We start from the raw sequence: 25,215 nt of genomic DNA on the forward strand, positions 1-25,215 counted from the left end.
GCTCAGCGTCCGTCGGCGCAGAACAGTTGGTAGAGCGTTTCGATCACCGCCAGGGCCTGCGGACTGCTGATCCGGTAGTGGATCTGCTTGCCGTCGCGCCGGGTCGCCACCAGCCCTTCGCGGCGCAGCACGCCCAGTTGCTGGGACAGGGTCGGCTGGCGGATGCCCAGCAGGGCCTCCAGTTCGCCGACATTGCGTTCGCCATGGGACAGTTGGCAGAGCAGCATGAGGCGATCGGGGTTGGCCAGCACCTTGAGCAATTGCTCGGCCTGGCCGGCGGATTCGCGCAGGCGCTGGATGTCGATGGCGGAAGTCGTTTCAGTCATGGGCAAGAAGCTCGATTGCGCTGGGCATAAGCTATTTAGAGACAACAGCTTTTTCAACGCCTGACGGCGCGGGAAGACGAGCGCAATGCGAGGGAGATGGCTCCGGGCCGCCCCACCCCGACGGGTGGGAGCGCCTGGAGGAGGCGGCATGGCCGCCCCGGAATTACAGCAGCGGCAGGGTGTAGCTGACGATCAGGCGGTTCTCGTCGACGTCGCGGACGAAGTTGCTGCGCATGGTGGCGTTGCGCCACTTCAGACTCAGGTTCTTCAACATACCGCTCTGGAACACATAGGCGATGTCCATGTCGCGTTCCCATTCCTTGCCATCGGACCCCGGACCGCGGTCGACGTGGTCGCCGGACACGTAGCGGGTCATGAAGGTCAGGCCCGGGATGCCGAGCGCCGCGAAATCGTAGTCGTAGCGCAGTTGCCAGGAGCGCTCGTCGGCGTTGCCGAAATCGTTGACCTGGATGTAGTTGACCAGGAAGGGGTCGGTACCGTTGATCTGCGCGAAGCCGGTGTCGCCCTGCATCTTCTGCAGACCCAGGCCGAACTTGTGCGCCCCCATGGCATAGGTGGTCAACAGGCCGAAGGCGTGGTTGTCGACATGGGCCTCGCCGTCGTCCGTGGAGCGCGCGTAGCGCAGGTCGGTCTTCAGCGAGCTCTTGCCGAGCGGCAGCACATGCACCAGGTTGACGGCGTGCTGCTTGTACAGGTCGTCCAGTTCGCCGTAGTAGTAGGTGGCGGTCAGCGCCTTGGTCACCTGGTAGGTGGCGCCGCCATACATGAAGAAGTTCGCCTCGTTCTCGGCGCCCGGCTTGATGGTGATGTTGCGCCGGTTGGCGTTGACCAGGCTCATTTCTTCGTTATGGGTGGAGTTCCGGTAGTTGACCTCGTCCAGATAGCCGAAGTCCAGGGTCAGCCCCTCGATTTCCTTGATCTGCAGGTTGCCGCCCTGGAAGGTCTGCGGCAGCAGGCGGGTATCGTTGTAGACCAGTACCGGGTTCTTCGGCAGCAGGGTGCCGACCTTGAGTTCGGTCTTGGAGAAGCGGACCTTGCCGGTCACGCCCAGTTCGCTGTAGTCGTCCGGCGCACGGTTGTTGTAGCCGCCCGGCAGCAAGCCGGTTCCCGCCTCGCCCGGCCCCGAATCGAGCTTCACCCCCAACAGGCCGAGCATGTCGAGACCGAAACCGACCGGCCCTTCGGTGTAACCGGACTCGTACTTCAGGATGAATCCCTGCGCCCATTCGTCCTGCTTGGACTGCTGGTTGGCAGCGCTGCTGACCTCGTCGCGGAAATCCTTGTTCATGTAGAAGTTGCGCAGTTCCAGACTGGCCTTGCTGTCCTTGAAGAACTCGGCAGCAGCCTGCTGAGTCGCCGACAAGCCCACAATACCGGCCGCCACAGCCAGCGCCAGGGTGGCTTTCGTCATCTTGTTATTTCTCCGTTCTTATTTTTGGAGGCACTGCAACAACACGATCCCCATCCTCCGGGACAGGCCATGCGCAGAACCATTGAGCACCCCACGACCGTCACGCGGGGGACGCAGCAACAATAGCCGGGCCTGGGAAAGGAGCATAGACGCCATATACGAAGCGACTGGATACTTATTAGTCATTGACTTGTATTGGCTATATCTATATGGGAATCCCTGCAGAAGCCTGCAGGACAAGGCTCGTAGGCGGCCTCCTAAAGCCGGACGATCCGGTTCTTGCCCTGCCGCTTGGCCTGGTACAGGCCGCACCGGCGCGGGCGTAGAGCGCCCCCAGGTCGACGTCGCCGGCTTCCAAACCGACCAGCCCCTGGCTGACGGTGATGCGAAAAGTTTTGCCAGCGGCCTCGAACGCCAGTTTTCCGCTGCTCCGCTGCAGACGCTCGACGATCGGCAGGGCCTGTTCCGGGCGGCAGCGCGGGAACAACGCGGCGAACTCCTCGCCACCGACCCGCCCGAACAGATCGTCGCGGCGCAGCAGTCGGCCAGCCGCTGCAGCACCTGGTCGCCGACCTGATGGCCATGGGTATCGTTGATCCGCTTGATGTCGTCGATGTCCAGCAGCAGGAAGGCCAGCGGCGCGTCGTACTGGCGGGCGAGTCGCAACTCGCGCTGGGCGCACTCGAAGAAATGCCGGCGGTTGCTGCTGCGGGTCAGCCCATCGGTGCTGGCGAGGCGCTGCAGTTCGCTCTCCAGGCGCTTGCGCTCGGTGATGTCCTCGGCGAGGCCGACGGGGCCGGCGCGCCTTCCGATCCGGGCGCCAGACGCCGGCGGGTGATCGATGCCGCCTTGAGGCTCATGCAATCCCTCTCCCTCGAGCTGAACCAGCCATCGCCCCGACGGGCGCAGGCCACCAGATCGACGGCGGCCGGCAAAGTTCGCCGTGCCGCCTCAGGCGAGGCTCGGGGCGGGACGCAGCGAGTAGGTCTTCAGGTGTTCGGCGAACTCGCACAGGGACTGGATGCCGCTGGCCTCCGCCTCGTGCACCCAGGCCCGGATCGCGGCGAGCATCTCATGGCCGTTGGCGCTGGTCCGGGTCCAGACCTGCTGCAGCGCCAGGCGTCGTTCGTAGACCACCCGGAGCGTCTGGCTCTGTTCGAGGAGCGACTGGATGCGCGCCTGCTGGCGCGCCTCGAGCAGGCTGCTCTCGCGCGCCAGCAGGCCCTTGGCCCGGTGGAACAGGTGACGCACCGAGGCCTCGGCCCGGGCCGCCTCCATGCGCACCTGCGGGGCGATCACCCGGCTACGGTAGTGCGCCATGATCTGGAAGCGGTTGTTGAGAATCGCCCTGGCGGTGTCCATGTCCAGATGACGCTTGTCCGCCACCCGGTGGGCGACCGGCACGGTGCGCTTGACCTCGGCGAGCCCCAGCAGGACCAGCAGGCGAATCCAGGCCCAGCCCATGTCGAATTCCCAGGGGCGTACCGACAACTTGGCCGAACCGGGATAGGTATGGTGGTTGTTGTGCAGTTCCTCGCCGCCGATCAGGATGCCCCAGGGCACCAGATTGGTGGCGGCGTCGCGGCATTCGAAATTGCGATAGCCCACGGCATGGCCGAGGCCGTTGACCACGCCGGCGGCCCAGAACGGAATCCACAGCATCTGCACGGCCCAGACGCTCAGGCCGAACGCGCCGAACAACGCCAGGTCGATCAGCAGCATGAGCATCGCGCCGCCGTTGGGGAAGCGCGAATAGACATGTCGCTCGATCCAGTCGTCCGGACAGTTCTTGCCGTAGATGCGCAGCGTCTCGGTATTGCCCGCTTCCGCCTTGTACAGTTCGGCGCCCCGCCACAGGACGTTCGCCAGCCCCTTGTAGCGGGGGCTGTGCGGATCCTCCGGCGTCTCGCAGCAGGCGTGGTGCTTGCGGTGGACGGCGGTCCACTCGCGGGTGTTCATGCCGGTGGTCAGCCACAGCCAGAAGCGGAAGGCGTGCTTCACGGCCGGATGCAGCTCCAGCGCGCGATGCGCCGAATAACGGTGCAAGTACACGGTGACGCTGACCACGGTCAAATGCGTGATCAGCAAGGTCACCATGATGAGCTGCCAGGGCGTCGGATCGAGAAAACCGTCGTACCACATGCGTTGTGTACCTCGGAAGTTGAACAGCGGCATGGGACTTCATTCGAACGCATCCGGCCGGCGACGCCTTTCCGGACAGGGAACGTTTCCACTGCCCTGCCCGGCAGCCATGGAGCGGGCCCCTGCCGATGAAAGGCCCCTCTCCTGACGTCCTGTCATCGAATCCGACCGCCAGGGTGGAAAACGCTACCGGAAGATGCGGCAGGCACTGGGCCAGCCCCGAGGGAGGAGCAGCGGGACCCGGGCAGTCGCAGGCGAGCGGGATGCTGCGGCAGCGATGACGGAGCGAACGCAACGAGGAAGGCTCCAGCGACCGCCAGGTGGCGCGCTGTCCTCCGAGCCGTCGATGGTCAGACGTTCACGAACCCGATTGTCCGGCCCAGCGCCCCGTCGACTCGCCTACTGTCCAGGGAGCACTCCGGGCGTCGGCCGGGGAAGGCCAGGGCCCGGTCAGGCCCCGGCGCGCCACGTGGCCGGCCATGCTCCCGGGCACTCGATCGTCACGCCGGTGGGCGAGGTGCCCACCAACGCCTGGAGTGACCGGGGTCGGGCGGCACGAGCTTCGCCTGCCCGCGCGGGTCGAGCAGGCCTTGCAGGGCCGCTTCGGCCGTTCAACCACAGTTGCAGGCATGGCCTCCCACCAGAATCCTGTTCAGATCGGTCTTTCTGGGTAATGGCTCATCGGTCGGTTTGTTGTCGATCCGCTTCAGGCGCTCTATGTAAGCCTCCGGCAATCCTTGCGCCGTCGCACCGGCGACGATGTAGTCCAGGTAGCCGCTGCTGGGCTGGGTGGTTTCCCCCAGGCTGGACTTTTTATAGGTGAATACCGAATGGCTCCGGCCGTCTTCGCCGATCACCTCCACCGGGAACTGGAAATAGGGTCCGGTGCCGTCCAGGCGCGCGCCCTGGCAAGCATCCAGATAATCCGCATCGTTGTAGGTCACTTCGTAGATCAACCCGTATAGCCGATCGCCGGGGGACTCCACGATGCTTTCCAGACCACCGTCCCAGCGGTCGGTATATCCGAAAAAGGCCAGGGCGTGGTCGGGCAAATGAGCCACCATGAACACTTGCGGTTCGTCGCAGCGGGCCGCGATGTGTTCCGGGTTCATGTCCACGCCGTAGGCGAAATAGAGCAGATGGTTGTCTTGGGAAACGCTCATGGAAAGACTCCTGTCCGTCGTTGAAAGGATGGATCGCGGGATGGGATTTCAGCCGGCCGGCGCGGCCTCCGGCCCAGGCAGAACACGCAGCTTCAGGCCCTTTTTCGGGCCGGCGAGCTCCTCGGACTCGGCCCTGAGGTTGAGTTCGTCGAGCTTGTGGGAAAACCAGCGCGGGACGTGATCGCAGAGGATCTCGAACTCGCGGAAGACGGTGTTTTCCAGAAAGGGGATCAGTACCTGGCGGGAATTGAGCTCCTTGTTGCCCTTGAGCGCGGCCTCCAGGTCGAGGCGGTAACGGCCTTCGCCCAGGCATTCCGGCTGCGGGATGGATTCGGGCTCCGGGGCGCCGGCCGCGGAACGCCGTTTCCCGCCGCCGCCTCCGCCCGCGCAGCCGCCGGCGGACGCCTGCGCCGCGGCCTTCTCGGCCTCGGCGGCGGCCAGGGCCTCCCTGAGCGCCAGATCCAGCTCGTTGCGGGCCACGTTGTCCAGTTGTTCGTGCAGGGAGCCCTGCGACTTCCAGGTCCGGAAGCCCATTTCTTCCTGCAGGAGGGAATACAGCAGGCCGCGCACCTCGGCGGACAGCAGGGTCTTGCAGTCCTCCAGATGGACCACGGCCTCGCGCAGGGCCTGCTTCACCTCGGGAATGTTCATCTCCGCCGTGATTTCGAGCGGAACCTGCCTTTTCAAAATCCAGTGTTCGTCGTCTTTTTCGTAGAGCTGGAACCTGCCGGCCGTGTAGAGACCGGCCATGTCTCCATGCCGATCGAGATAAGCCGCGATTTTCATAGGGGCCTCTTCGAGTCCAGCCTGTCCGCGCCGTCGGAAAAAACGTGCATCCACCGTCCGACCCGGCAAGCGGATGCACCAGATACAGCGGCACAGGGATCGGCGAGAAGGACAGCGATGCAGCCCGCTGCCCTCTCGCGCCAACTACAAGGATTGGATGGTCCTTACCAGACGTTGAGGACCCATTCCTTGTTCTTCTTGTGTTCCATATCGGCGAACAGGGTGTTGGCCATCTGCTCGGCCAGCCAGATGGCACCGCCATAGCCCACCGTGGGATAGCGGAACAGGCCGGCGCGGTCGTAGGTCGGGAAACCCACGCGCAGCATCGGGATGTTGTAGTCGATGGAGATGAAACGGCCCTTGGAGTGACCGAGGATCAGATCCAGTTCCAGACCCTCGTTCTTGATGCGGTTTTCCAGTTCCCAGAAATCCGCATTGGTGACGATTTCCATGCCGTAATCGACGTTTTCCTGAAGCGCCTTGATGCGCGGATCGTCCACGTACTTGGAGTTGTCGTCGCCCAGCAGCAGCAAGACGGGCTTCATCTCCAGATCCAGGCAGAATTCGGCCAGGCCGATCACCAGATCCGGCGCCCCATAGATGGCCACACGCTTTTCGGCCAGAAACATGTGGGTCAGGTCGGCCAGGGCATCGATGGCCACCCCGCGCTCATGGGCCAGCGACTGGGGAATCGGCTTGCCCGTCGCCTTCTTCAGGTTCTGCAGGAAGATGTCGGTATTGCGGATGCCGATCGGGGTCGGGCCGATGATCGCCGGGATCTCGAATTTCTTCTGCAGATACTCGGCGGCCTTGGTGCCTTCGTAGCGGTTCAGGGCGAAGGTCGCCCGGGCATTGCCGGTGTCGATCAGATCCTCGATGGTGGTATTGCCGTGGGAAACGGCACTGCCATCCGGCAGGATCGGCGAGTCGAAACTTTCGATCTCGAACAACACGTTGGCTTCGATGTCCATTTCCCCGAGCAGGTGCTTCAGCTCCTTGACATCCCCCGGATTGACCCAGCCGGTGAGCAGATTGATCTTGTCGTTGGGCGCTTCGCGCTTGGCGAAATGCCTGACCACATCCCGAACGGCCACGTCGTAGCCGCTGATCATGCTGCCCACGAAGCTCGGCGTGTGCATGGCGATCAGATGGACTTCCCGGTCCGGGAACTTCTCTTTCAGCAGCCCTTCGTTGAGCTTCTTGATCACCCCGTCCACGTCGTCGCCGATGATCTCGGTGGAGCAGGTGGTGATGATGGGCACCACCTTCACGTCGGGATAGCGGCTGAGCAGCACATCGACCGCTTCCTCGACCCGGCCGCAGGCACCGAACACGGCGCCGTCCTCGTGCAGGGAGGAAGAGGCCAGCTCGAAACTTTCCTTGTAGTGCTGGGAAAAGATCAGGCGGACGAACATCACGCAGCCTTGGCCGCCATGCACGATACCGATGCAATCCTTGATACCGATACTGACGAACTGGGCACCGGCCGGTTGACAGGTAAAGATGGGGTTGATAGTGCCAACCCGCCCTTTTTCCTTGACTTCGCAAGTCATGTCGAACCCCTCTTAATAGTGTTTGTCGCTCAACTCTTCGTTGAGCGAGCCGGTGATGGTCAGATAATCCATGCGGTCTTTCAGTCCTTGCATCAAGGAGCCGATTTCTTCCTTGGACATGCTATTGATCCAGGGATAGTGCTCCCGATAGTCGTCGGCCAGACAAACCGCATCGACCCAGTAGCAACGATCATGGGATGTGCTCAGATCCACTGGCTCACCGCACAGCAGTTCCTTGGTTTTCTTCAGGATTTCGGCGTTCTGGCGTTCCCGGTCCCAGGAGCGGGAATGGAACTGCCAGAGGCAGTTTTTCATGATGTAGTCGGTCAGCTCGTCGATCCGTGCATCCATCGGATGCACGGGAGCTTCGACCTTCTGTTTGACCACAGCAGCGGCGGAAGCGGTACTCATCAGGTTATCTCCTCAGCCGACCTTGCGCTCGAAGGCGGGATATTCCCGTTCGCGCAGCTTGCTCACGCTGTCGTAGCCGCCGGTGTACTGGCGCAAGGTTTCCGAGTTACGTACTGCATCGCTCAAGTTGCCATCGGACAGCATTTGGCGAGTACGGAAACCATTACCCCACTCCGGTGCATTGTCTTTAGTGATGTCGATACCGGAGAGCTGATGGATCGGCGAGTAGATGGCGTTGTAAATATCGCGGGCGAAACGCACCCAACCTTCGAAGCCTTTGTACGGGCCGTTGTGGTAGGCGTGGGCGTTCAGGTAGGGAACCCGGACTTTCTTGGCCACTTCACCCGGACGCTTGCCGGTCAGGATGATGTCGGGCTTGAGCATCTCCAGGGCTTCCAGACCTTCCAATTCGTTCGGGTCGTCGATGGCCAAAGTGCCTTCGCCGCAACGGGCGATGCCTTTCTCCATGTCGCCCTGATGGCCGAACTTGGTATAGACCGACACCACCTTGAGGCCCATTTCTTCCTCGATCACATGGGCCCAGTGCCAGAGTTTGGAACCGCCCGGCCACAGGCAGACCTTCTTGCCCATCAGCCGCTCCTTGTACCAGTCCAACTCCGGCTTCCAGCGGGCGACTTCCTCGTCGATGATGGCCTTGGCACGGTCTTCGATGCCGAAGAACATACCGATCTTACGCAGCGAATCCGCCAGTGGCTTGAAACCGAAACCGTCGATATCCAGACGCGGAATGCCGTAACGGACACGCAGTTCGTTGCAGATGTACTCGGCGGAGCGGGCACATTCCAGTACGTTCAGATGGGCTCTGTGCATGGCACGCAGGCCGTCGTAGGAACCGTTGCCGGTGAAAGTGGATAGCACCTGGATACCCATGCGCTTGAAGTAATCCACCATCACTTCCTGGTCGCCCTGAATGTTGTACTCGCCCACATAGTTGATCACATGGTCGCCGGTGATCTCCGGCTCGACGGTACCCACCTTCTGGTTGATCCAGGCGATGTTGATCTTGTGGTGACCACCGGACTGGCTCGGACCGGCGAAACCGGGCGAGTTGCAGACGAAGATATCCACCTCCGGCATCTCTTCCATCACCTCTTCGGCGATGGCGTTGATGTCGTCTCCGATCAGCGCCGTGGCGCAGGTCTGGTAGATGGTCATCCGCTTGATCTGCGGGAACGCCTTGAAGGCTTCGATGATGTTCTGCTTCAGCAACTTCTCGGCGCCGAACACGATATGCTTTTCCTTCACATCGGTGGCATAGGTGTATTTGAGCTGGAAGTTGTCGTTGTCGCTGATATAACGCTTGGTCTGCCAGGTATCGTAAGTGCAGCCGACCGGGCCATGACTGATGTGAATCACATCCTTCATGGGAGTCCCGATAACGTGCTTGGCACCACAGTAGGCACAACCACGCTCGGAGATGGAACCAGGGATGGTATTCAGATACCCTTGAGGCAGGGCGTCGGCCAGCGTTTCGCCTTTACCTTTGATAACGGCATGCTTCTTCCGCTCGGGAATAACCTTGCTGCACTCGAACTCGTGATGCGGCATGACACATCTCCTTTAGAGTGATAAATGGAATCTGCGATCAGTCGGCAATACCGTACTTGACGACCATGTCTTCCAGTTGGTCCATGGTCAGCGGTTTGGGAATGACGAATTCATCGTTCTCAATGATCTTGCGGGCCAGCTCGCCGTACTCCTTGGCCTGGTTTTCCTCTGGAGCGAACTCGGTCACGGTCTTCTTGTTGAACTCGGCCTTCTGCACGATATTGTCGCGCGGAACGAAGTGGATCATCTTGGTACCGATGGCCGCGGTGAACTCTTCCAGGAACTCGCGCTCGCCATCCACCTTACGGCTGTTGCAAATGATGCCGCCCAGGCGCACGCCACTTTGTTTGGCGTATTTCACCAGGCCCTTGCAGATGTTGTTGGCCGCATAAATGGCCATCATCTCCCCGGAAGCCACGATGTAGACTTCCTGGGCCTTGCCGTCGCGGATCGGCATGGCGAAACCGCCGCACACGACGTCGCCCAGTACGTCGAAGAACACGAAATCCAGGTCATCGGTATAGGCGCCGTTTTCTTCCATCAGGTCGATGGCGGTGATCACGCCGCGGCCAGCGCAACCAACGCCCGGCTCGGGGCCGCCGGACTCCACGCACTGGATGTCCAGAAAGCCTTTTTTGATCACGTCGTCGTTGGTGATCTTTTCGGCGCCCTTGTCGCGCAGCATGTCCATCAGGGTTTCCTGAGGTTTGCCGCCGAGAATCAGGCGGGTGGAGTCCGCCTTGGGGTCGCAGCCGTGGATGAAGACTTTCTTGTCGTGGAAATAGGCCAGCGCTGCGGCAGTATTCTGGGTAGTGGTGGATTTGCCGATACCGCCTTTTCCGTAAATGGCTACTTTACGAGTCATAACAAAAAACCTCTCTATCAATAACTTGCCAAGAACAAAGACACAAAAAATCAACGACAACGAAATGCGCCAGAGGAGTCGTTCGAACCGAGATCGCGTCAACACAGAATACTTTCGAGGTGACGTCGTATATAAAGCAATGCATGTGCCAGTTTACCGGCCGCGCCACCAAACAAGTCGCGACAGGTTGTCCGGCAGCGACCACCCTATTCAATCAATTGAAAATACTGGAAATTTTCCAGCAACCAGGAGAGCAGGTATTCGTCATGGTCCGGCCCGATGCGGAAACAGCTCGGCAAGTCACTCCGCAGCCCCTGCTCCAAGAACGAAGAATTTACCGACCCAGCCATTTCCCCGAACTTCCATTCGGGCCAGGTATATTTGGAAAAGTGAAAAATCGAGTGTTCTTAAAAGAGCTTCGTACCCGGCCGCACCAAAACTCGCACACTACGACCAAGTACACAGAACCGATATGAACATCCAACTCGAAGTTGAAAAAAGGCAATGGAAAACGGCCATACTTGCGTTAACTGCCGCAACAGGCCGAGCCGATCATGAGGTTTTCATATACGGGAGGTGGATCATGAAGGCGAGTCGGCTCGAGCGCGAACCGCCTCGGGAGATCAGATCCGGATTGGCAGGGGAACAAAATACGGAGAGGAAAACCAGCGTTCGGAGATCATTCACTCATCGGTATCATGCGTACCGCGAAAACTTTTATAACTGATGCCATAACGCTCCATCCGTACGCCAAGCATGCGCCGCGTCAAACCCAGCTCCTTGGCCGCCTCCCCTATGTGACCGCTGGAGTTTTTCAAGGCCTCCACAATCATCTCGCACTCGACAGCCTTTATCTTTTCCTCCAGGGTGAGCCCGAAGGCCGTACCGCTCTCTTTGGAGGTCTGCAGGGAGGGGGGCAGATTGTAGCTATGGATCACATCGTCATCGGACAGAATGACCGCACGCTCCATGACGTTTTCCAGTTCGCGGACATTGCCCGGCCAGTGATAGCTCATCAACATGTTGAGCGCCGGCGTGGAGATGCGCTTGACGTTCTTGCCGTTCTCCCTGGAAAAGGCGCTGACAAAGTGATCTGCCAGGGCGATGACGTCGCTGCCCCGCTCACGTAACGGCGGGACGGTAATGGGAAAGACATTGAGGCGGTAATACAGGTCTTCACGAAAAGTGCCCTGCTCCACCATTTCCACCAGGTTGCGGTTGGTCGCCGCGATGATGCGCACATCCACCTTGACCGGCTTGCTGCCCCCTACCCGCTCGAAGGTACGGTTCTGCAGCACCCGCAGCAGCTTGGCCTGGACCGTCGGGCTCAGTTCGCCGACCTCGTCCAGGAAGATGGTGCCGCCATCGGCCTGCTCGAAACAGCCCTTGTGCATGGTCAAGGCTCCGGTAAAGGAGCCCTTTTCATGGCCGAAGAGTTCGCTTTCCGCCAGATTCTCCGGCAGCGCCGCGCAGTTGGAGGTGACGAGAGCAGCCTCGGCATTGGGGCTGTTGTAGTGGATGGCGTTGGCCACCAGTTCCTTGCCGACTCCGCTTTCCCCCAGGATCAGCACCGTGGCCTTGGTGGAGGCCACCTTGTGAATCAGTTCGTACACCTCCTGCATGGGCTTGGAATTGCCGATGATGTTGGAAGGCTTGAAACGCTCCTTCAACGCATGCTTCAGGCGACGGTTTTCGTTTTCCAGACGCACCCTTTCGATGTTCTCGATCAGGTACAACTCGACCAGGGGAGCGATCATGGTGGCGATCATGGTCAGCAGTTCGACATCCTGCTTGAGCAGGCGCGGATTCATGTAAACCCGCTCCGCAGCGATGGTGCCCAGCACTTTCTGGGCACGCATGATGGGCACACAGAAAAACGCTGCCTTGGCCTTGCCGTTGCGGGATACCCGGGTGCGCCCCAGAAAGTCCGGATGCTCCTGCAAACGCCGGGCGACAATGGCCTTGCCCGTTTCCACCACCTTGCCGGTGATGCCCTCGCCGACAGCGTAGATGCCGCGTTTCTTCTCCTCTTCCGTCAAGCCGAAGCTATCGTGGATGAAGATGGTTTCGGCACGCATGTCGTAGAGCGTGACGATGCCGCGCTGCATCTTCAGGTGCTGCTGCATGACGCCCAGAACGATGGACAGGGCATCGGCCAGATCGGCATTGCCGGTAATGATCTGGCTGATCTTGTACAGGATGGGGAGCATCTTCACCCGGCACTCGCCGGTGAAGCAGTGGCTGAACTCCTCGACGAAGTAATCCGTGTCGAACTCGAAGGTTGCCTGATCGCTCATGCCAATCCGCCTTGTTTATCCATTGGTCTCGAGTAAGAGCAATTTTAGGGCCAGCCCGCCTTATCGATATATATGTCTATATAACGCTATCCCGAGGACAGGCGGCAAGCCAACGGCGCGAGGCGCTTTCCAGAAGGTGCGACGACGGTGAATACGAGCCCACGGCAATTTACCGTTAGGTAAAAAACCTCGTCCCGCGGAGCCGCTCCGAATCAAATCCATCCCTCTTCAATGGCGAATGGCGGGCGCATCCGGCGCGGCATGCTTATTGCCAACCCTCCTGAGCGATGGCTCACGCAAAGCCAGCATTCCATCGGGAACCGCGCTGTTCCCGGCCTGCGGGCCGGACAGCCTTCTTTCTGCTCAGGAGTTGCCATGAACACCCAGCCCGACCTCGAACGCTCCGCCGCAAAGCCTCTGACGGAAGAGCAACGCAGCAGCATCATCACCGAAACCATCGAGCGGCTGCGCCCCGGCCTCCAGGCCGACGGCGGCGACATGGAGATCGTCTCCATCGACGGCTACAAGGTGCGTTTGCGCCTGAAAGGCATGTGCGCCGGCTGTACCGCCTCGGGAGAAACCCTGGGCGGCATCCGTCGGCAACTGATGCTGGCCCTGGGTGAAAACGAACCCATCCTGGTACTGCCCGAACTGCCGCCGCTCTGAAGTACCGACAGACAACGACGAATCGAGGAACGAATTCCCATGACGAACCGGACGGACGACGAATACCCCGAAGCGCCCAGCGATCGTACCCATGTCAAGCGCTACCACTGGCTGGCCCGCTACGACCAGGAAACCGTCAAGGCCATTCTGGACGCGACGCCCCTGGCCCACGTGGGCTGCATGATGAACGGGGTTCCCTTCGTGACCCCCACTTTCTTCTGGCGCGAGGGGGACCGGGTGTACTGGCACGGCTCCAGCGCCGGCCGCCTGTTCAAGGCCCTGGAGCACCAGGACATCTGCCTGACGGTCTCCCTGCTGGATGGCCTGGTGATCGCCCGCTCCGCCTATAACTTCAACTGCAATTTCCGCTCGGTCATGCTGCTGGGACGCGCGGAACTGATCAGCGACGAGGCCGTCAAGGCGGAGAAGCTGCGAAACTTCGTCGATGGACTGATTCCAGGCGAGTGGGAGCGCCTGCGGCCCGTGCATGCCAAGGAAATCGAGGCGACGGCCGTGGCCTCCCTGTCCATTGCCGAGGCGTCCTGCAAGGTGCGCACCGGCCCGCCCCTCGACGACGAAGAGGACTATGCCTTCCCCTCCTGGGCCGGGGTGATCCCGATACGCTACCAGGTGCTGCCGCCCGAGCCTGACCCGCGCAACCTCCCGGACGTTCCCATGCCGGAAGACATATTGAAATTCCGCTTGGGCTGAGACCTTGCGGCAGAGTCATCGGCGAGGCTCTGCCATGTTTCGTCATCGCACGGATGGCCGGCCCCGGAGCGGGCCACCCCTTCCCTCGCGGCCCTTGGCCATCCCGTGAAGAACCGACCGGGCGACAGGTCGATCGCCCGGAAGTGCGGGGCTTGGTGTTTTCCGCCATGCGCCGCTCGCGTCGCCGCGCCTGCGAAGCCCTCCGGCCCCATCGCCCGGCTTCGAATGGGCCGACCGGCCTCCATCCGCCGCCCTCCAGCCGTGCGCCCGGCCATGCGACGGAGGCGTCGGACACGCCTTGCAAGCGGACGCGGCCCCGCGGCACCACGATCCCCAAATGCACGGTGACGCTGACCACGATCAAATGCGTGAACCATAAGGCCACTATGATGAGCGGCCAGGGCATAGGATCGAGAAAGCCATCGTACCTGTACACATGCCTCGGAAGTTGAACAACGAACAGCCCGTGCGAGCGCTCGTTAGGCAAGCGTACCCGGCTGGAAAACCCGCGCTTCTCTGGATAAGAAATGTTCCCACAGCACGATCCCGCCCGGCAGCCATGGATCAAGGCCCTGCCGATGAAAAGGCGACTTCCCCTGCTGCTCGCCTGCCTGGCCTATATCCTTCTCTCCCTCCTGTGGATCACGGCCAGCGACTGGCTGTTGATCTCCCTGGTGGACAGCGCGGACCTGAAGGCCTAGCAGACGCTCAGGGGCATCGTCTCCATCCTCTTCACCGCCCTGCTGTTCTATTGCGTCGGCCGCCGCCAGCTCGCCGACCGCAGCGCCCATGCCGCCAGCCTGCGCCAGGCCTCCGCGGTGTTCGACAGCACCCTGGAGGGCGTGCTGGTCACCGATGCGAACCAGCGCATCGTCCACATCAACCGGGCCTTCACGCGGATCACCGGCTACACCGAAGCCGAGGTGCTCGGGCGAGCGCCCTCGCTCCTCAAGTCCGGTCGGCATGACGAGGAGTTCTACCGGAAGATGTGGCAGGCGCTGGGCCAACGTCTCGAATGGAACGGCGAGATCTGGAACCGCCGCAAGAGCGGCGAGGTGTATCCGCAGTGGCAGAGCATCCGCGCCATCCGCAACGAAGAAGGCGGCATCAGCCACTACGTGGCGGTGTTCTCCGACCTGTCGATGATCAAGCGCTCCCAGGCCGAACTCGACTACCTGGCCCATTACGACCCGCTGACCGGCCTGCCGAACCGGCTGCTGTTCAAGGAGCGCGTCCAGCACGCCCTGGAACGGGCCCGCCTGGAGAAGGGCCAGGGCGCGGTCCTGCTGCTCGACCTCGACCACTTCAAGCACGTCAACGAAAGCCTCGGCCACAAGCTGGGCGACCAACTGCTCAAGAGCGTCAGCCAGCAACTGATCTACCACGTGGTGCGCCAGGGCATGACCTTCGCCCACCTGGGCGGCGACGAATTCGGCCTGCTCTGCGAGAACTGCTCGCCGCAGCAGGCCGCCACCCTGGCCACCACCCTCCTCGACACGCTGAACCAGCCCATCTACCTGGAGCACCACCGGCTGCTGATCGGTGCCAGCCTCGGCATCAGCCTGTTCCCCGGCGATGCGCAGAGCGTCGAGCAGGTGCTGCGCAACGCCGATTCCGCCCTGCACAAGGCCAAGAGCGACGGGCGCGCCACCTACGCCTTCTACAGCCAGGAGTTGACCGCCTACGCGCACCAGCGCGTCGAACTGATCGCCGCCCTGCGCCATGCCCTGGAGCACGGCGAACTGCGCGTCCACTACCAGCCGATCCACGACCTTCGCAGCGGGCAACTGGTCAGCCTCGAAGCGCTGGTGCGCTGGCAGCATCCCGAGCGCGGCCTGGTGCCGCCCGGCGAGTTCATCCCGGTCGCCGAGGAAAACGGTCTGATCGGCACCATCGACCTCTGGGTGATGGAGCAGGCCTGCCGGCAGATGCGCAGATGGCTGAAGGCCGGGCACAAGCTCCAGTTCGTCGCGGTGAACGTCTCCACCCGCCTGTTCAGCCGTGGCCGGCTGGACCTGCAGGTCGCCGAGATCCTCGCCTGCAGCGGCCTGGAGGCGCGTCACCTGGAGCTGGAGATCACCGAGAGCGCGGTGATGGACGACCCGGACAGCGCCCGTCGCCAGCTCCAGCGGCTGCGCGATCTGGGCGTGCGCCTGGCGATCGACGACTTCGGCACCGGCCATTCCTCGCTGCAGCGCCTGAAAAGCATGCCGGTGGACAAGCTGAAGATCGACCGCGGCTTCGTCGCCGGCCTGCCATCCGACAGCAAGGACGCCGCCATTGCCCGCTCGGTGATAGTGCTCGCCCAGAGCCTGGGTCTGAGCGTGCTGGCCGAAGGCATCGAGCGGCCGGAGCAGGCGGAGTTCCTCGAACGCAACCAGTGCTTCCTGGGCCAGGGCTATCTCTTCGGCCGGCCGCAACCGGCGGAGGAACTCTTCCGGACGGCGGCCGCGCTGCCGGCGAAGGCCCTGGCCGGCTGAGCCGGGCCTTCGCACGCCGGCGTGCCCCGCCTCAGCCGCTCGCGGCGTGGCGCCGCACGAAGCGCCGATCCAGCCATTCCCGCCAGTAGCCGCAGAAACGCCCGCCGGCGCTCCAGCCGCGCCAGCCGAGCAACGCCTCGCCATCGCCGCAGGCGAGCAGGAGCAGGTTCTGCCGCTGCGGCCGATGGTGCTGCAGTGCGCGGCCGGCCAGCACCGCGCGCAGGTTGTGGCTGAGCACCCGGGCCTGGTGCAGGGCCTGGGCGGCGCTCTTGTCCGCACCGGGCAGCGCGGCGCAGTCGCCGCTGGCGAAGATCCGCGGCTGGGACAGACTCTGCAGGGTCGCGGAGACCCGCACGAATCCCTCCGCATCGCAGGCCAGGCCGCTGTGCGCCAGCCACGCCGGCGCCGCGGCGTCGCCCGCCAGAAGCAGGCGGGAGCCCTGCCAGACCGGCTCCCCGGCACTGAGCAGGAGTTGCCCGTCGATCCCGCTGATCGGGCAATGCTCGCGCACCCACACGCCGCGCCGGCGCAGCGCGCCGAGGGCGCGCAGGCGCAGGCCCGCCGCGCGCCCCTCGAGCAGCGGCCCGGCGCTGAACAGCGACAGCGCCGGCACCTGACCGGCCAGCGCCAGGGCCAGCTCGACCCCGGCCGGCCCGCCGCCGAGGATCGCCACCGGCTCGGGCGCCTGCCGCCAGCGCTGCCAGCCGTCGAGGAAAGCGGCGAAGGGCTTGGCCGACAGCACCTGCATATCCTCGCCCTGGCGGGGCGGCACGAGCCGTCCGGCGCCGACATTCAGCGACAGCCACTCGGCCCCGAGCAGCCGCCCGTCGGTCAGTCGCACCTCGCGGGTCGAGGCTCGCAGCGCGCACACCTCGCCGACGATCAGTTCGACGTCCGCCGCCCGGCACAGCGGCGCCAGCTCGATGCAACAGTCCTGCGGCGCGTGGCGCCCGGCGAGCAGCCCCGGCAGTCTCCCCGCATACCAGGCCTGCGGCGCGGCATCGATCAATCCGAGACGCCCTTTCGGCCGGCGTCCCCGGGCCCAGCGCCGCAGCACGCCCAGATGGCTGTGCCCGGCCCCGATCAGCAGCAGGTCGATAACTACCTCCCATCCCTCATCGCCCATGATCCGCGGCGCGGCTCCGCCGGCTGCGCCGCCGCGCGCTCAGATACCGCCGAGGCAGAGATACTTGATCTCCAGATAGTCCTCGATACCGTACTTGGAGCCCTCGCGGCCCAGGCCCGAGGCCTTGACCCCGCCGAACGGCGCCACCTCGGTGGAGATCAGCCCGGTGTTGACGCCGACGATGCCGTATTCCAGCGACTCGGCCACGCGGAATACCCGGGACAGGTCGCGGGCGTAGAAATAGGCGGCCAGACCGAACTCGGTGGCATTGGCCAGGGCGATCGCCTCGTCGTCGTCCCCGAAGCGGAACAGCGGGGCCAGCGGCCCGAAGGTCTCCTCGCGGGCGACCCGCGCATCCGCCGGCACCTCGGCGAGAATGGTCGGTTCGAAAAAGGTGCCACCGAGCGCGTGGGGCCGACCGCCGGCGATCACCCTGGCGCCGCGGGAAACCGCATCGGCGATGTGTTCCTCGACCTTGCCCACCGCCTTGTCGTCGATCAACGGACCGATGCTCACCCCTTCCTCCAGGCCGTTGCCGACCTTCAGGCGCGCCACCGCGGCCCTGAGCTTCTCGGCGAAGGCGTCGTACACGCCGTCCTGCACGTACAGGCGGTTGGCGCACACGCAGGTCTGCCCGGCGTTGCGGTATTTCGAAGCCAGCGCGCCCTCCACCGCCGCGTCCAGATCGGCGTCGTCGAAGACGATGAAGGGTGCGTTGCCGCCCAGTTCCAGGGAAACCTTCTTGATGTCCCTGGCGCACTGGGCCATCAACTGGCGGCCGATCTCGGTGGAGCCGGTGAAGGACAGCTTGCGTACGATCGGGTTGGCGGTCAGTTCGCCGCCGATCTCGGCGGCGCTGCCGGTGACCACGTTGAATACCCCCGCCGGAATGCCGGCGCGCTCGGCCAGCTCGGCCAGCGCCAGCGCCGAGAAGGGCGTCTGCGAGGCCGGCTTGAGCACCAGGGTGCAGCCGGCGGCCAGTGACGGGCCGGCCTTGCGGGTGATCATCGCCGCCGGGAAGTTCCATGGCGTGATGGCCGCGCAGACGCCGACCGGCTGCTTGATCACCAGGATGCGCTTGTCCGCCTGGTGGCCGGGGATGGTGTCGCCGTAGATGCGCTTGGCCTCCTCGGCGAACCATTCGAGGAAGGAGGCGGCATAGGCGATCTCGCCGCGCGCCTCGGCCAGCGGCTTGCCCTGCTCCAGGGTCATCAGCCGGGCCAGGTCGTCCTGATGCTCGAGCAGCAGTTCGAACCAGCACCGCAGCTTGCCCGCGCGCTCCTTGGCGGTCAGCGCGCGCCAGGCCAGCAGCGCCCGCTCGGCGGCCTCGATGGCGCGGCGGGTCTCCGCCGCGCCCATTTTCGGCACGCCGCCGAGGATCTCGTTGCTGGCCGGATTGTTCACCGCGAGGGTCTGCCCGCCGTCGGCATCCACCCAGCGACCCTCGATGTAAGCCTGTTGGCGGAACAGCCGGGCATCGTTCAGTTGCATTGCGATCCACTCCTTCGTAATCGGCAGGACGCGGCGGGCTGCCGCGCTGTGCGCCGGCGCCGGCCCTCGGCTTGCGCTCGTCGCGGTTTGGCGGGGAGTATAGCCCCCAGCGGACGGCTCCCGACCGTCCGTCGTCACCGGAAAACATCCCGGACCCAACAAGGAGATACCGTGAAGAAACTGATGATCGGCGGCTTCGGCGCCGCCCTGCTGCTGGCCACCCTGAGCGCCGAGGCCCAGCTCAAGCCGGAGGAACAGATCGAGTACCGCCAGGCCGGCTACAGCTTCATGGCCTGGAACATGGGCAAGATCAAGGCCCAGGTCGTGGACGGCAGCGTGCCTTACAACAAAGCCCAGGTGGTCGCCGCCGCCAACGCCATCGCCGCCATCGCCAATTCCGGCATGGGCTCCCTGTACGGTCCCGGTACCGCCACCGATCAGATGGGCGACAAGACCCGCCTCAAGCCGGAGTTCTTCAAGAACCTCGACGAAGCCAACAAGCTGGCCCGCAACTTCACCGGCGCCGTCGACAAGCTGGCCAGCGAGGCGGCCAGCGGCGACCAGGCGCGCATCAAGACCGCCTTCGGCGAGGTCGGCAAGACTTGCAAGGCCTGCCACGACCAGTTCCGCACGAAATGAGCCCCGGACCGGCGGCGCCGACCTAGGGCCCTACCAGTCGAGCGCCGCCGGTGCCGCCGGGGCGGCTGGCGGCGCCAGCCAGCCGGCCGCCGACTGCACGCCCCAGACCAGCAGCAGCGCGCCGGCCAGCGCCACGCCCAGCGCCCACGGCGCTCCGCCGCTGGCCTCGTGCTGCTCCGGGTAGCGGCGCGGGCTGCGGCCGCCGACCATCGCCCGCACCAGCGGCTGGCGGCGCACCAGCGAGTAATAGAGGATCGCCAGCAGATGCAGGCCGATCAGCCCCAGCAGCAGCCACCAGGCCTGCCGGTGCAGAGCGGTCAGCCAGGTGCTGGTGTCGGTTTCCACCAGCCGGTACAGCGGTCCCTGGAAGGCGATGTCGTCGTTCGCCGCCAGACCGCTCAGGGTCTGGAAGGCCGCCAGGCCGAGCAGCGCCAGCACCGACAGGGAGCCCAGCGGATTGTGCCCGGCCTCCCGCCAGCGTCCAGCCAGGTAATCGCCCAGCCGCAACGGCGCGGCGAAGATCCGCGACCAGCGCGCATAGGTCGAGCCCAGCATGCCCCAGAGCAGGCGGAACGCCAGCAACCCGAGGATCGACAGGCCCAGCCGGCCGTGCCAGACCATCAGATTGCCGCCCAGCCAGCCGGTGAGCATGGCGCCACCGACGGCCAGCGCCAGCGACCAGTGAAACAGACGCAGCGGTGCGTCCCAGACCTTGATACTGTCCGACATCTCCTGAATCCTCTCCTGCGCGAACCGGCGCCCGGCCGATACCCGGGGCCCCGCCGCAGGGTAGCAGCGGCCGGGAAGCCGGCCATCCCCAGCGAGGAGCCTCCCATGAGCGACAACGAACGCGTCACCCTGACCCTGCAGCAGCAGGAAGACTACCGCTGCAGCCTCGACTTCGGCGACGGCCAGCCGCCCCTGATCGTCGACGAGCCGCCGCCGCTGGGCACCGGTCGGGGTCCGAGCCCGGTGCAACTGCTGCTTTCCGCCGTGGCCAACTGTCTGACCGCCAGCCTGCTGTTCGCCCTGCGCAAGTTCAAGCAGGACGCCGAGCCCTTGCGCTGCCAGGCCAGCGCGGAGGTCGGCCGCAACGAACAGAACCGCCTGCGCGTGCTGGGCATCGGCATCGAATTGCAGCTCGGCCGCCGCGCCGCCGAGCTGGAACACCTGCCGCGCATCCTCGGCCAGTTCGAGGAATTCTGCACGGTCGGCCGCAGCGTGGCCCAGGGCATCCCCGTCCGCCTGTGGGTCCGCGACGCCGAAGGCGTGCTGCTCAAGCAGCCGGAGGAGTGAGCCGGCCCGACAGGATCGGGGCCTTGCCGCCCCGACTCAGGCGAACAGTTCGACGATCCGCGCGCGCTGTCCGGCATCCGGCAGGCGGCCCTGCGCGGCGAGCAGGTTGTCGGCCATGTAGCGCGGCTTGTCGGTGGCCGGAATCACCGCGGTCACCGCCGGCTCGGCGAGGATGTACTTGAGCAGCAGTTGCGCCCAGGAGGTCGCGCCCAGCTCCTGCGCCAGCGGCGGCAGCGACTGGCCCTTGACCCGGGCGAACAGGGCGCCGCGCATGAACGGCCGGTTGATCAGGGTGGCGATGCCGTGGTCGGCGCAGAACGGCAGCAGGCGCTTCTCGGCGTTGCGCTCGCCGACCGAATAGTTGAACTGCACGAAGTCGACCTTCTCCTTGCGCAACACCGCCAGCAGGTCGTCGTGGGCCGACTCCAGATAGTGGGTCACACCGATGTAGCGTAACCGCCCCTGCCCCTTCAGCTCGCGCAACAGGGCCAGTTGGGTGGCGGTGTCCTGCAGATTGTGCACCTGCAGCAGGTCGATGCGGTCGGTCTGCAGTGCCTTGAAGCTGGCCTCGATCTGCCGGCGGCCGGCCTTCTGCCCGCTGGCGGACACCTTGCTGGCGAGGAACAGCCGCTCGCGCGCACCGAGGCGCCGGGCCAGTTCGCCGACCACCCGCTCGGCGCGACCGTAGCTCGGCGCGGTGTCGACCAGGCTGCCGCCGCCCTCGACCAGGGTGCGCAGTACCTCCAGAAGGGGCGTCAGGGCCTCGTCGTCGAGGGAGACATCATGGGTCCGCGAGGTACCCAGGCCGACCGCCGGCAACTCCTCGCCGCTGGAAGGGATGCGTCGCGCGAGTAGCGGCTCGGCGGCCAACAGCGATATGGACGACAGCGGGGCCATGGCGGCCAGGGCGGCGAACAGGGCCGAGTAGTGCAGAAGCTGACGACGGCTGTACATGGATCTTCCTCCTTGAGATGAGCCCGTGCTGCGGATATGGCCTGCGCCGGCATCCATACGGGGAACGACAGGCTTTCGAATCGGGCGCGCATCACAATGCAGACCAGTCGCGCTCATTATTTCCACAGCGAAAATGAATTCTTATCATGGGAAGATGAATCCCATCACGCCGACTGGACTTTCCGCTCCGCGCCCGCCCTGCCCCGGACAGCCCATGGGCACTGCCGGCGAATCGCCGAAGCCCTGCCCGACGGCTCGGCCGGGGAAAGGGAAACCCGCAGCTCGGCGGCTTTCGCCGCGCTCATCCGGCCCGTCGACGGCAATGTTTTGTAACCAATCTCCGGGGGCTCTCGGCGTTTTGGCGTAGGCTGCGACAGCGGCCCGACCGACCACGGAGCGCCTCGGCCCCGGTAACCGGCCATGGCCGCTCTCCGGCAAGCCGCCCGGCGGGGAAACCGGCGCGATTCCCCATGCGACGCCGCTTCCCCGGCATCCCAATAAAAGCAATAGCCCGGTGATATCATCCGTCCGCCAGACCAACGCAACTCCCTCCGATCGATCATGCAGCGCTGCCCTTACGCAGTACGGAGCGTCCATGCTTGCCAGCCGCTACAACGAAGTTCTCGTCGTTTTCTCCCTGATCGTCGCCATCCTCGCCTCCTACACCGCCCTCGACATCGCCGGCCGGGTTTCCACGGCCCAGCGGGGCGCGCGGCTCGCCTGGCTGGCCGGCGGGGCGCTGGCCATGGGAACGGGTATCTGGTCCATGCACTTCGTCGGCATGCTGGCGTTCAGCCTGCCGATCGAGCTCGGCTACGACCTGTGGCTGACCAGCGCTTCCCTGCTGATCGCCATCGCCTCGTCGACCTTCGCCCTCTGGCTGGTCTGCCAGCGGGAACTACCCTGGCCGCGGCTGGCGATGGGCGCCTCGCTGATGGGAGCCGGCATCGCCGCCATGCACTACACCGGCATGGAGGCCATGCGCATGGTGCCGGGCATCGTCTACGACCCGGCCTGGTTCGCCCTGTCGATCGTCGTCGCCGTGCTGGCCTCGGGCGCGGCGCTGTGGATCGCCTTCCGCCTGCGCTGGCATTCCACCTGGGTGGTCTTCAGTCGGGCCGGCGCATCGGTGGCGATGGGCTGCGCCATCGTCGGCATGCACTACACCGGCATGGCCGCCTCGCAGTTCCCGGAGGGCAGCTACTGCGGGGCGGCCAACAGCGGCATCGACACCGGCTGGCTGTCGATCCTGGTGATCATGGCGGCGCTCAGCGTGATGGCCACCACACTGATCATCTCGGTGCTGGACTCGCGCCTGGAACAGCGCACCGCGTCGCTGGCCAGCGCGCTCAGCAAGGCCAACAGCGAGCTGATGCAACTGGCGCTATACGACAACCTGACCAAGTTGCCCAACCGCATGCTGCTCGCCGACCGCCTGGGTCAGGCGATCGAAAAGGCCCGCCGCGAACACAAGGTGTTCGCCGTACTGTTCATCGACCTGGACGGCTTCAAGGCGATCAACGACGCCTACGGCCATCACCTCGGCGACCTGCTGCTGGTGGAGGTGACGCAGCGCATTCGCGGTAGCGTGCGCGGCCAGGACACCATCGCCCGGCTGGGCGGCGACGAACTCATCCTGTTGACGGAAATCGGCGAACCGACGGACGCGGCGAAGATCGCCGGAAAACTGATCGAAACCATCCGCCAGCCCTATTCGATCGAGCATCACGAACTATTCGTCTCCGCCAGCGTCGGCATCGCCGTCTACCCCGACGACGGGCTGGCCCCGCACGAACTGCTGGTCAACGCCGACGCGGCGATGTACCACGCCAAGGAACAGGGCCGCGACGGCTACTGCTTCTTCGAGAACTCGATGAACGCCAACGCCCAGGAGCAGTTGCGTCTGCTGCAGGACCTGCGCCACGCCCTGGAACGCGACGAGCTGCGCCTGCACTACCAGCCCAAGCTGATCGCCCCAGACGGGCCGATCATCGGGGTCGAGGCACTGCTGCGCTGGCAGCATCCCGAACGCGGCCTGCTGTCGCCCGACCAATTCCTGCCGCTGGCGGAGAAAACCGGCCTGATCGTGCCGATCGGCAACTGGGTGCTCGACGAAGCCTGCGCGCAGATACAGCGCTGGCGCGCGGCGGGCCATACGAGCTGGAACATCGCGGTGAACCTGTCGGCCAGCCAGTTCGCCCATGCCAAGCTGATCGACTCGGTGCGCACAGCCCTGCAGCGACATGGCCTGGAAGCGCACAACCTGACCCTCGAAATCACTGAATCCACCGCCATGCGCGATGCCGACTCCAGCCTGGCGGTACTCGAACAACTGGCGGCGATGGGGGTTGGCATCTCCATCGACGATTTCGGCACCGGCTACTCCAGCCTGCTCTACCTCAAGCGCCTGCCGGCCAACGAGCTGAAGATCGACCGCGGCTTCGTCAACGAACTGGGCCAGGGCGGCGACGACGCGGCCATCGTCTCCGCGATCATCGCTCTGGGCCGGACGCTGGGCCTGAAGATCGTCGCCGAGGGCGTGGAAACCCCCGAGCAGCAGAAACACCTCACCCGGCTCGGCTGCAACCTGCTGCAAGGCTATCTGCTCGGGCGGCCGATGCCGGCCGAACAGTTGATCGAGTGCTACGGAGAAACGCCGGCGTAGCTGGCGCAGGCCTTTCTCCCGTTCCGGCAGTCCCCATCGTCGTCTCCGCCCGTCGGGCGCCGCCCGGCAGCACGCTGGCAGGACAGCAGCCGAAGAGACGCGCCGGTCGGCGCCCGCGTGCCGGCCTCGCGGCCTTGCCGCTGCGCTGCCGCGCCATCCGGTGCGCATGAGCCTGACCGCGAAGGGCTTTTTCGATCCGCCCGCTGCGCTTGCGCCGCTTCGTCCATTCGTCCAATCCGCGTTTACAAGCCACAGCTTAGCGCCCTAACGTTGCCACCAAGGTCGATCCCATATCGGGGATGGGGATAATGCGCCAGGGATGCCGCCGCTTCGATCCGATGCGCGAAATGCGCCTATTACGCGAGGGTAGAAGTTATGCAACTGCCGAACATGACCCGGAGCACCGTCCGGGAGTTCGACGGCAAGAGCTATGTGGTGCTGCGAACCGTCGGCGGCGAACTGCTCCAGGTTTACTCGGTACTGCCGGCCCACGGCCACTGCCGCGCCCACCTGAAGAAACTGCAGCACTTCCCGAAAGAGCTGGTCGAGCAATGAACCGCTCTCCGAGCCCCGACCGCGCGCATTAGCGCCGCACAGCCGCCCGGCCCTGTTCGTCCACGTCCCTGCAGCCCCTCTTCGCACG

20 protein-coding genes and 2 pseudogenes are annotated in these 25,215 nt (G+C 64.4%); 7 read left to right on the top strand and 15 right to left on the bottom strand.

All coding sequences use genetic code 11. The annotated features are described in order from the left end of the window. Positions 1-2: 2 nt before the first annotated feature. The 11 genes and pseudogenes from AVCA_RS22350 to anfA all read right to left on the bottom strand — a co-directional run bounded on the left by AVCA_RS22350 (position 3) and on the right by anfA (position 12,544). A complete protein-coding gene (locus AVCA_RS22350; protein ID WP_012703353.1) occupies positions 3-326 on the bottom strand; it encodes an ArsR/SmtB family transcription factor in 324 nt (107 codons plus the stop codon). Positions 327-489: 163 nt separating this feature from the next. Then, the gene (locus tag AVCA_RS22355; RefSeq protein WP_012703354.1) at positions 490-1,758 is read right to left on the bottom strand and encodes an OprD family porin; all 1,269 of its coding nucleotides are present in this window, start codon (positions 1,756-1,758) and stop codon (positions 490-492) included. A 205-nt stretch (positions 1,759-1,963) separates the two neighbouring features. Beyond that, positions 1,964-2,622, bottom strand: a pseudogene (locus AVCA_RS22360) (GGDEF domain-containing protein). Between the two features lie 87 nt (positions 2,623-2,709). Further along, positions 2,710-3,900 (bottom strand): DesA family fatty acid desaturase, encoded by a 1,191-nt coding sequence (locus AVCA_RS22365; protein ID WP_085930879.1) that lies wholly within the window; start codon positions 3,898-3,900, stop codon positions 2,710-2,712. 611 nt (positions 3,901-4,511) lie between these two features. Then, positions 4,512-5,063 (bottom strand): gamma-glutamylcyclotransferase family protein, encoded by a 552-nt coding sequence (locus AVCA_RS22370; protein ID WP_012703357.1) that lies wholly within the window; start codon positions 5,061-5,063, stop codon positions 4,512-4,514. A gap of 48 nt (positions 5,064-5,111) precedes the next feature. Beyond that, on the bottom strand, positions 5,112-5,849 hold the full coding sequence (gene anfO / locus AVCA_RS22375) for a Fe-only nitrogenase accessory protein AnfO (RefSeq protein WP_012703358.1): 738 nt from the start codon (positions 5,847-5,849) through the stop codon (positions 5,112-5,114). A 164-nt stretch (positions 5,850-6,013) separates the two neighbouring features. Beyond that, positions 6,014-7,402 (bottom strand): Fe-only nitrogenase subunit beta, encoded by a 1,389-nt coding sequence (gene anfK / locus AVCA_RS22380; protein ID WP_012703359.1) that lies wholly within the window; start codon positions 7,400-7,402, stop codon positions 6,014-6,016. Between the two features lie 12 nt (positions 7,403-7,414). Beyond that, positions 7,415-7,813 (bottom strand): Fe-only nitrogenase subunit delta, encoded by a 399-nt coding sequence (anfG, locus tag AVCA_RS22385; protein ID WP_012703360.1) that lies wholly within the window; start codon positions 7,811-7,813, stop codon positions 7,415-7,417. A 12-nt stretch (positions 7,814-7,825) separates the two neighbouring features. Further along, positions 7,826-9,382 (bottom strand): nitrogenase iron-iron protein, alpha chain, encoded by a 1,557-nt coding sequence (gene anfD / locus AVCA_RS22390; RefSeq protein WP_012703361.1) that lies wholly within the window; start codon positions 9,380-9,382, stop codon positions 7,826-7,828. 37 nt (positions 9,383-9,419) lie between these two features. Continuing rightward, positions 9,420-10,247 carry a nitrogenase iron protein gene (gene nifH / locus AVCA_RS22395; protein ID WP_012703362.1) on the bottom strand — a complete coding sequence of 276 codons (828 nt, stop codon included), beginning with the start codon at positions 10,245-10,247 and terminating at the stop codon, positions 9,420-9,422. A gap of 683 nt (positions 10,248-10,930) precedes the next feature. Then, entirely contained in the window at positions 10,931-12,544 is a 1,614-nt protein-coding gene (gene anfA, locus AVCA_RS22400) for a nitrogenase transcriptional regulator AnfA (RefSeq protein ID WP_012703363.1), read from the bottom strand. Positions 12,545-12,919: 375 nt separating this feature from the next. Between anfA and AVCA_RS22405 the strand changes: the two genes are divergently transcribed. The 3 genes and pseudogenes from AVCA_RS22405 (at position 12,920) to dibA (ending at position 16,401) form a co-directional block, all read left to right on the top strand. Beyond that, positions 12,920-13,210: a NifU family protein gene (locus tag AVCA_RS22405; protein ID WP_012703364.1), complete on the top strand. Its 291-nt coding sequence runs from the start codon at positions 12,920-12,922 to the stop codon at positions 13,208-13,210. 39 nt (positions 13,211-13,249) lie between these two features. Next, entirely contained in the window at positions 13,250-13,921 is a 672-nt protein-coding gene (locus tag AVCA_RS22410) for a pyridoxamine 5'-phosphate oxidase family protein (protein WP_012703365.1), read from the top strand. A gap of 578 nt (positions 13,922-14,499) precedes the next feature. Further along, positions 14,500-16,401 (top strand): annotated as a pseudogene (gene dibA / locus AVCA_RS22415) (phosphodiesterase DibA). A gap of 31 nt (positions 16,402-16,432) precedes the next feature. Here dibA and AVCA_RS22420 read toward each other — a convergent pair. After that, positions 16,433-17,527 carry an FAD-dependent oxidoreductase gene (locus tag AVCA_RS22420; RefSeq protein ID WP_012703368.1) on the bottom strand — a complete coding sequence of 365 codons (1,095 nt, stop codon included), beginning with the start codon at positions 17,525-17,527 and terminating at the stop codon, positions 16,433-16,435. Between the two features lie 39 nt (positions 17,528-17,566). Beyond that, the gene (gene gabD / locus AVCA_RS22425; RefSeq protein ID WP_012703369.1) at positions 17,567-19,018 is read right to left on the bottom strand and encodes an NADP-dependent succinate-semialdehyde dehydrogenase; all 1,452 of its coding nucleotides are present in this window, start codon (positions 19,016-19,018) and stop codon (positions 17,567-17,569) included. 183 nt (positions 19,019-19,201) lie between these two features. On the opposite strand from gabD, the gene AVCA_RS22430 reads away from it, so the two are divergent. Beyond that, positions 19,202-19,657: a c-type cytochrome gene (locus AVCA_RS22430; protein WP_012703370.1), complete on the top strand. Its 456-nt coding sequence runs from the start codon at positions 19,202-19,204 to the stop codon at positions 19,655-19,657. Positions 19,658-19,687: 30 nt separating this feature from the next. Here AVCA_RS22430 and AVCA_RS22435 read toward each other — a convergent pair whose 3' ends face one another. Further along, positions 19,688-20,386 carry a cytochrome b/b6 domain-containing protein gene (locus AVCA_RS22435; protein ID WP_012703371.1) on the bottom strand — a complete coding sequence of 233 codons (699 nt, stop codon included), beginning with the start codon at positions 20,384-20,386 and terminating at the stop codon, positions 19,688-19,690. Positions 20,387-20,491: 105 nt separating this feature from the next. On the opposite strand from AVCA_RS22435, the gene AVCA_RS22440 reads away from it, so the two are divergent. Then, positions 20,492-20,953, top strand: coding sequence for an OsmC family protein (locus AVCA_RS22440; protein WP_012703372.1), 462 nt, complete (start codon positions 20,492-20,494; stop codon positions 20,951-20,953). A 36-nt stretch (positions 20,954-20,989) separates the two neighbouring features. Here AVCA_RS22440 and AVCA_RS22445 read toward each other — a convergent pair whose 3' ends face one another. Then, a complete protein-coding gene (locus tag AVCA_RS22445) occupies positions 20,990-21,907 on the bottom strand; it encodes an aldo/keto reductase (protein ID WP_012703373.1) in 918 nt (305 codons plus the stop codon). A gap of 595 nt (positions 21,908-22,502) precedes the next feature. Between AVCA_RS22445 and AVCA_RS22455 the strand changes: the two genes are divergently transcribed. Together AVCA_RS22455 and AVCA_RS22460 are read left to right on the top strand one after the other, a co-directional pair. Beyond that, on the top strand, positions 22,503-24,572 hold the full coding sequence (locus tag AVCA_RS22455) for a putative bifunctional diguanylate cyclase/phosphodiesterase (protein WP_012703375.1): 2,070 nt from the start codon (positions 22,503-22,505) through the stop codon (positions 24,570-24,572). A gap of 375 nt (positions 24,573-24,947) precedes the next feature. After that, a complete protein-coding gene (locus tag AVCA_RS22460; protein ID WP_012703376.1) occupies positions 24,948-25,127 on the top strand; it encodes a hypothetical protein in 180 nt (59 codons plus the stop codon). Positions 25,128-25,215 lie beyond the last annotated feature (88 nt).

Origin of the sequence: Azotobacter vinelandii CA, assembly GCF_000380335.1 — a bacterium.
GTDB classification, from domain to species: Bacteria; Pseudomonadota; Gammaproteobacteria; order Pseudomonadales; family Pseudomonadaceae; genus Azotobacter; species Azotobacter vinelandii.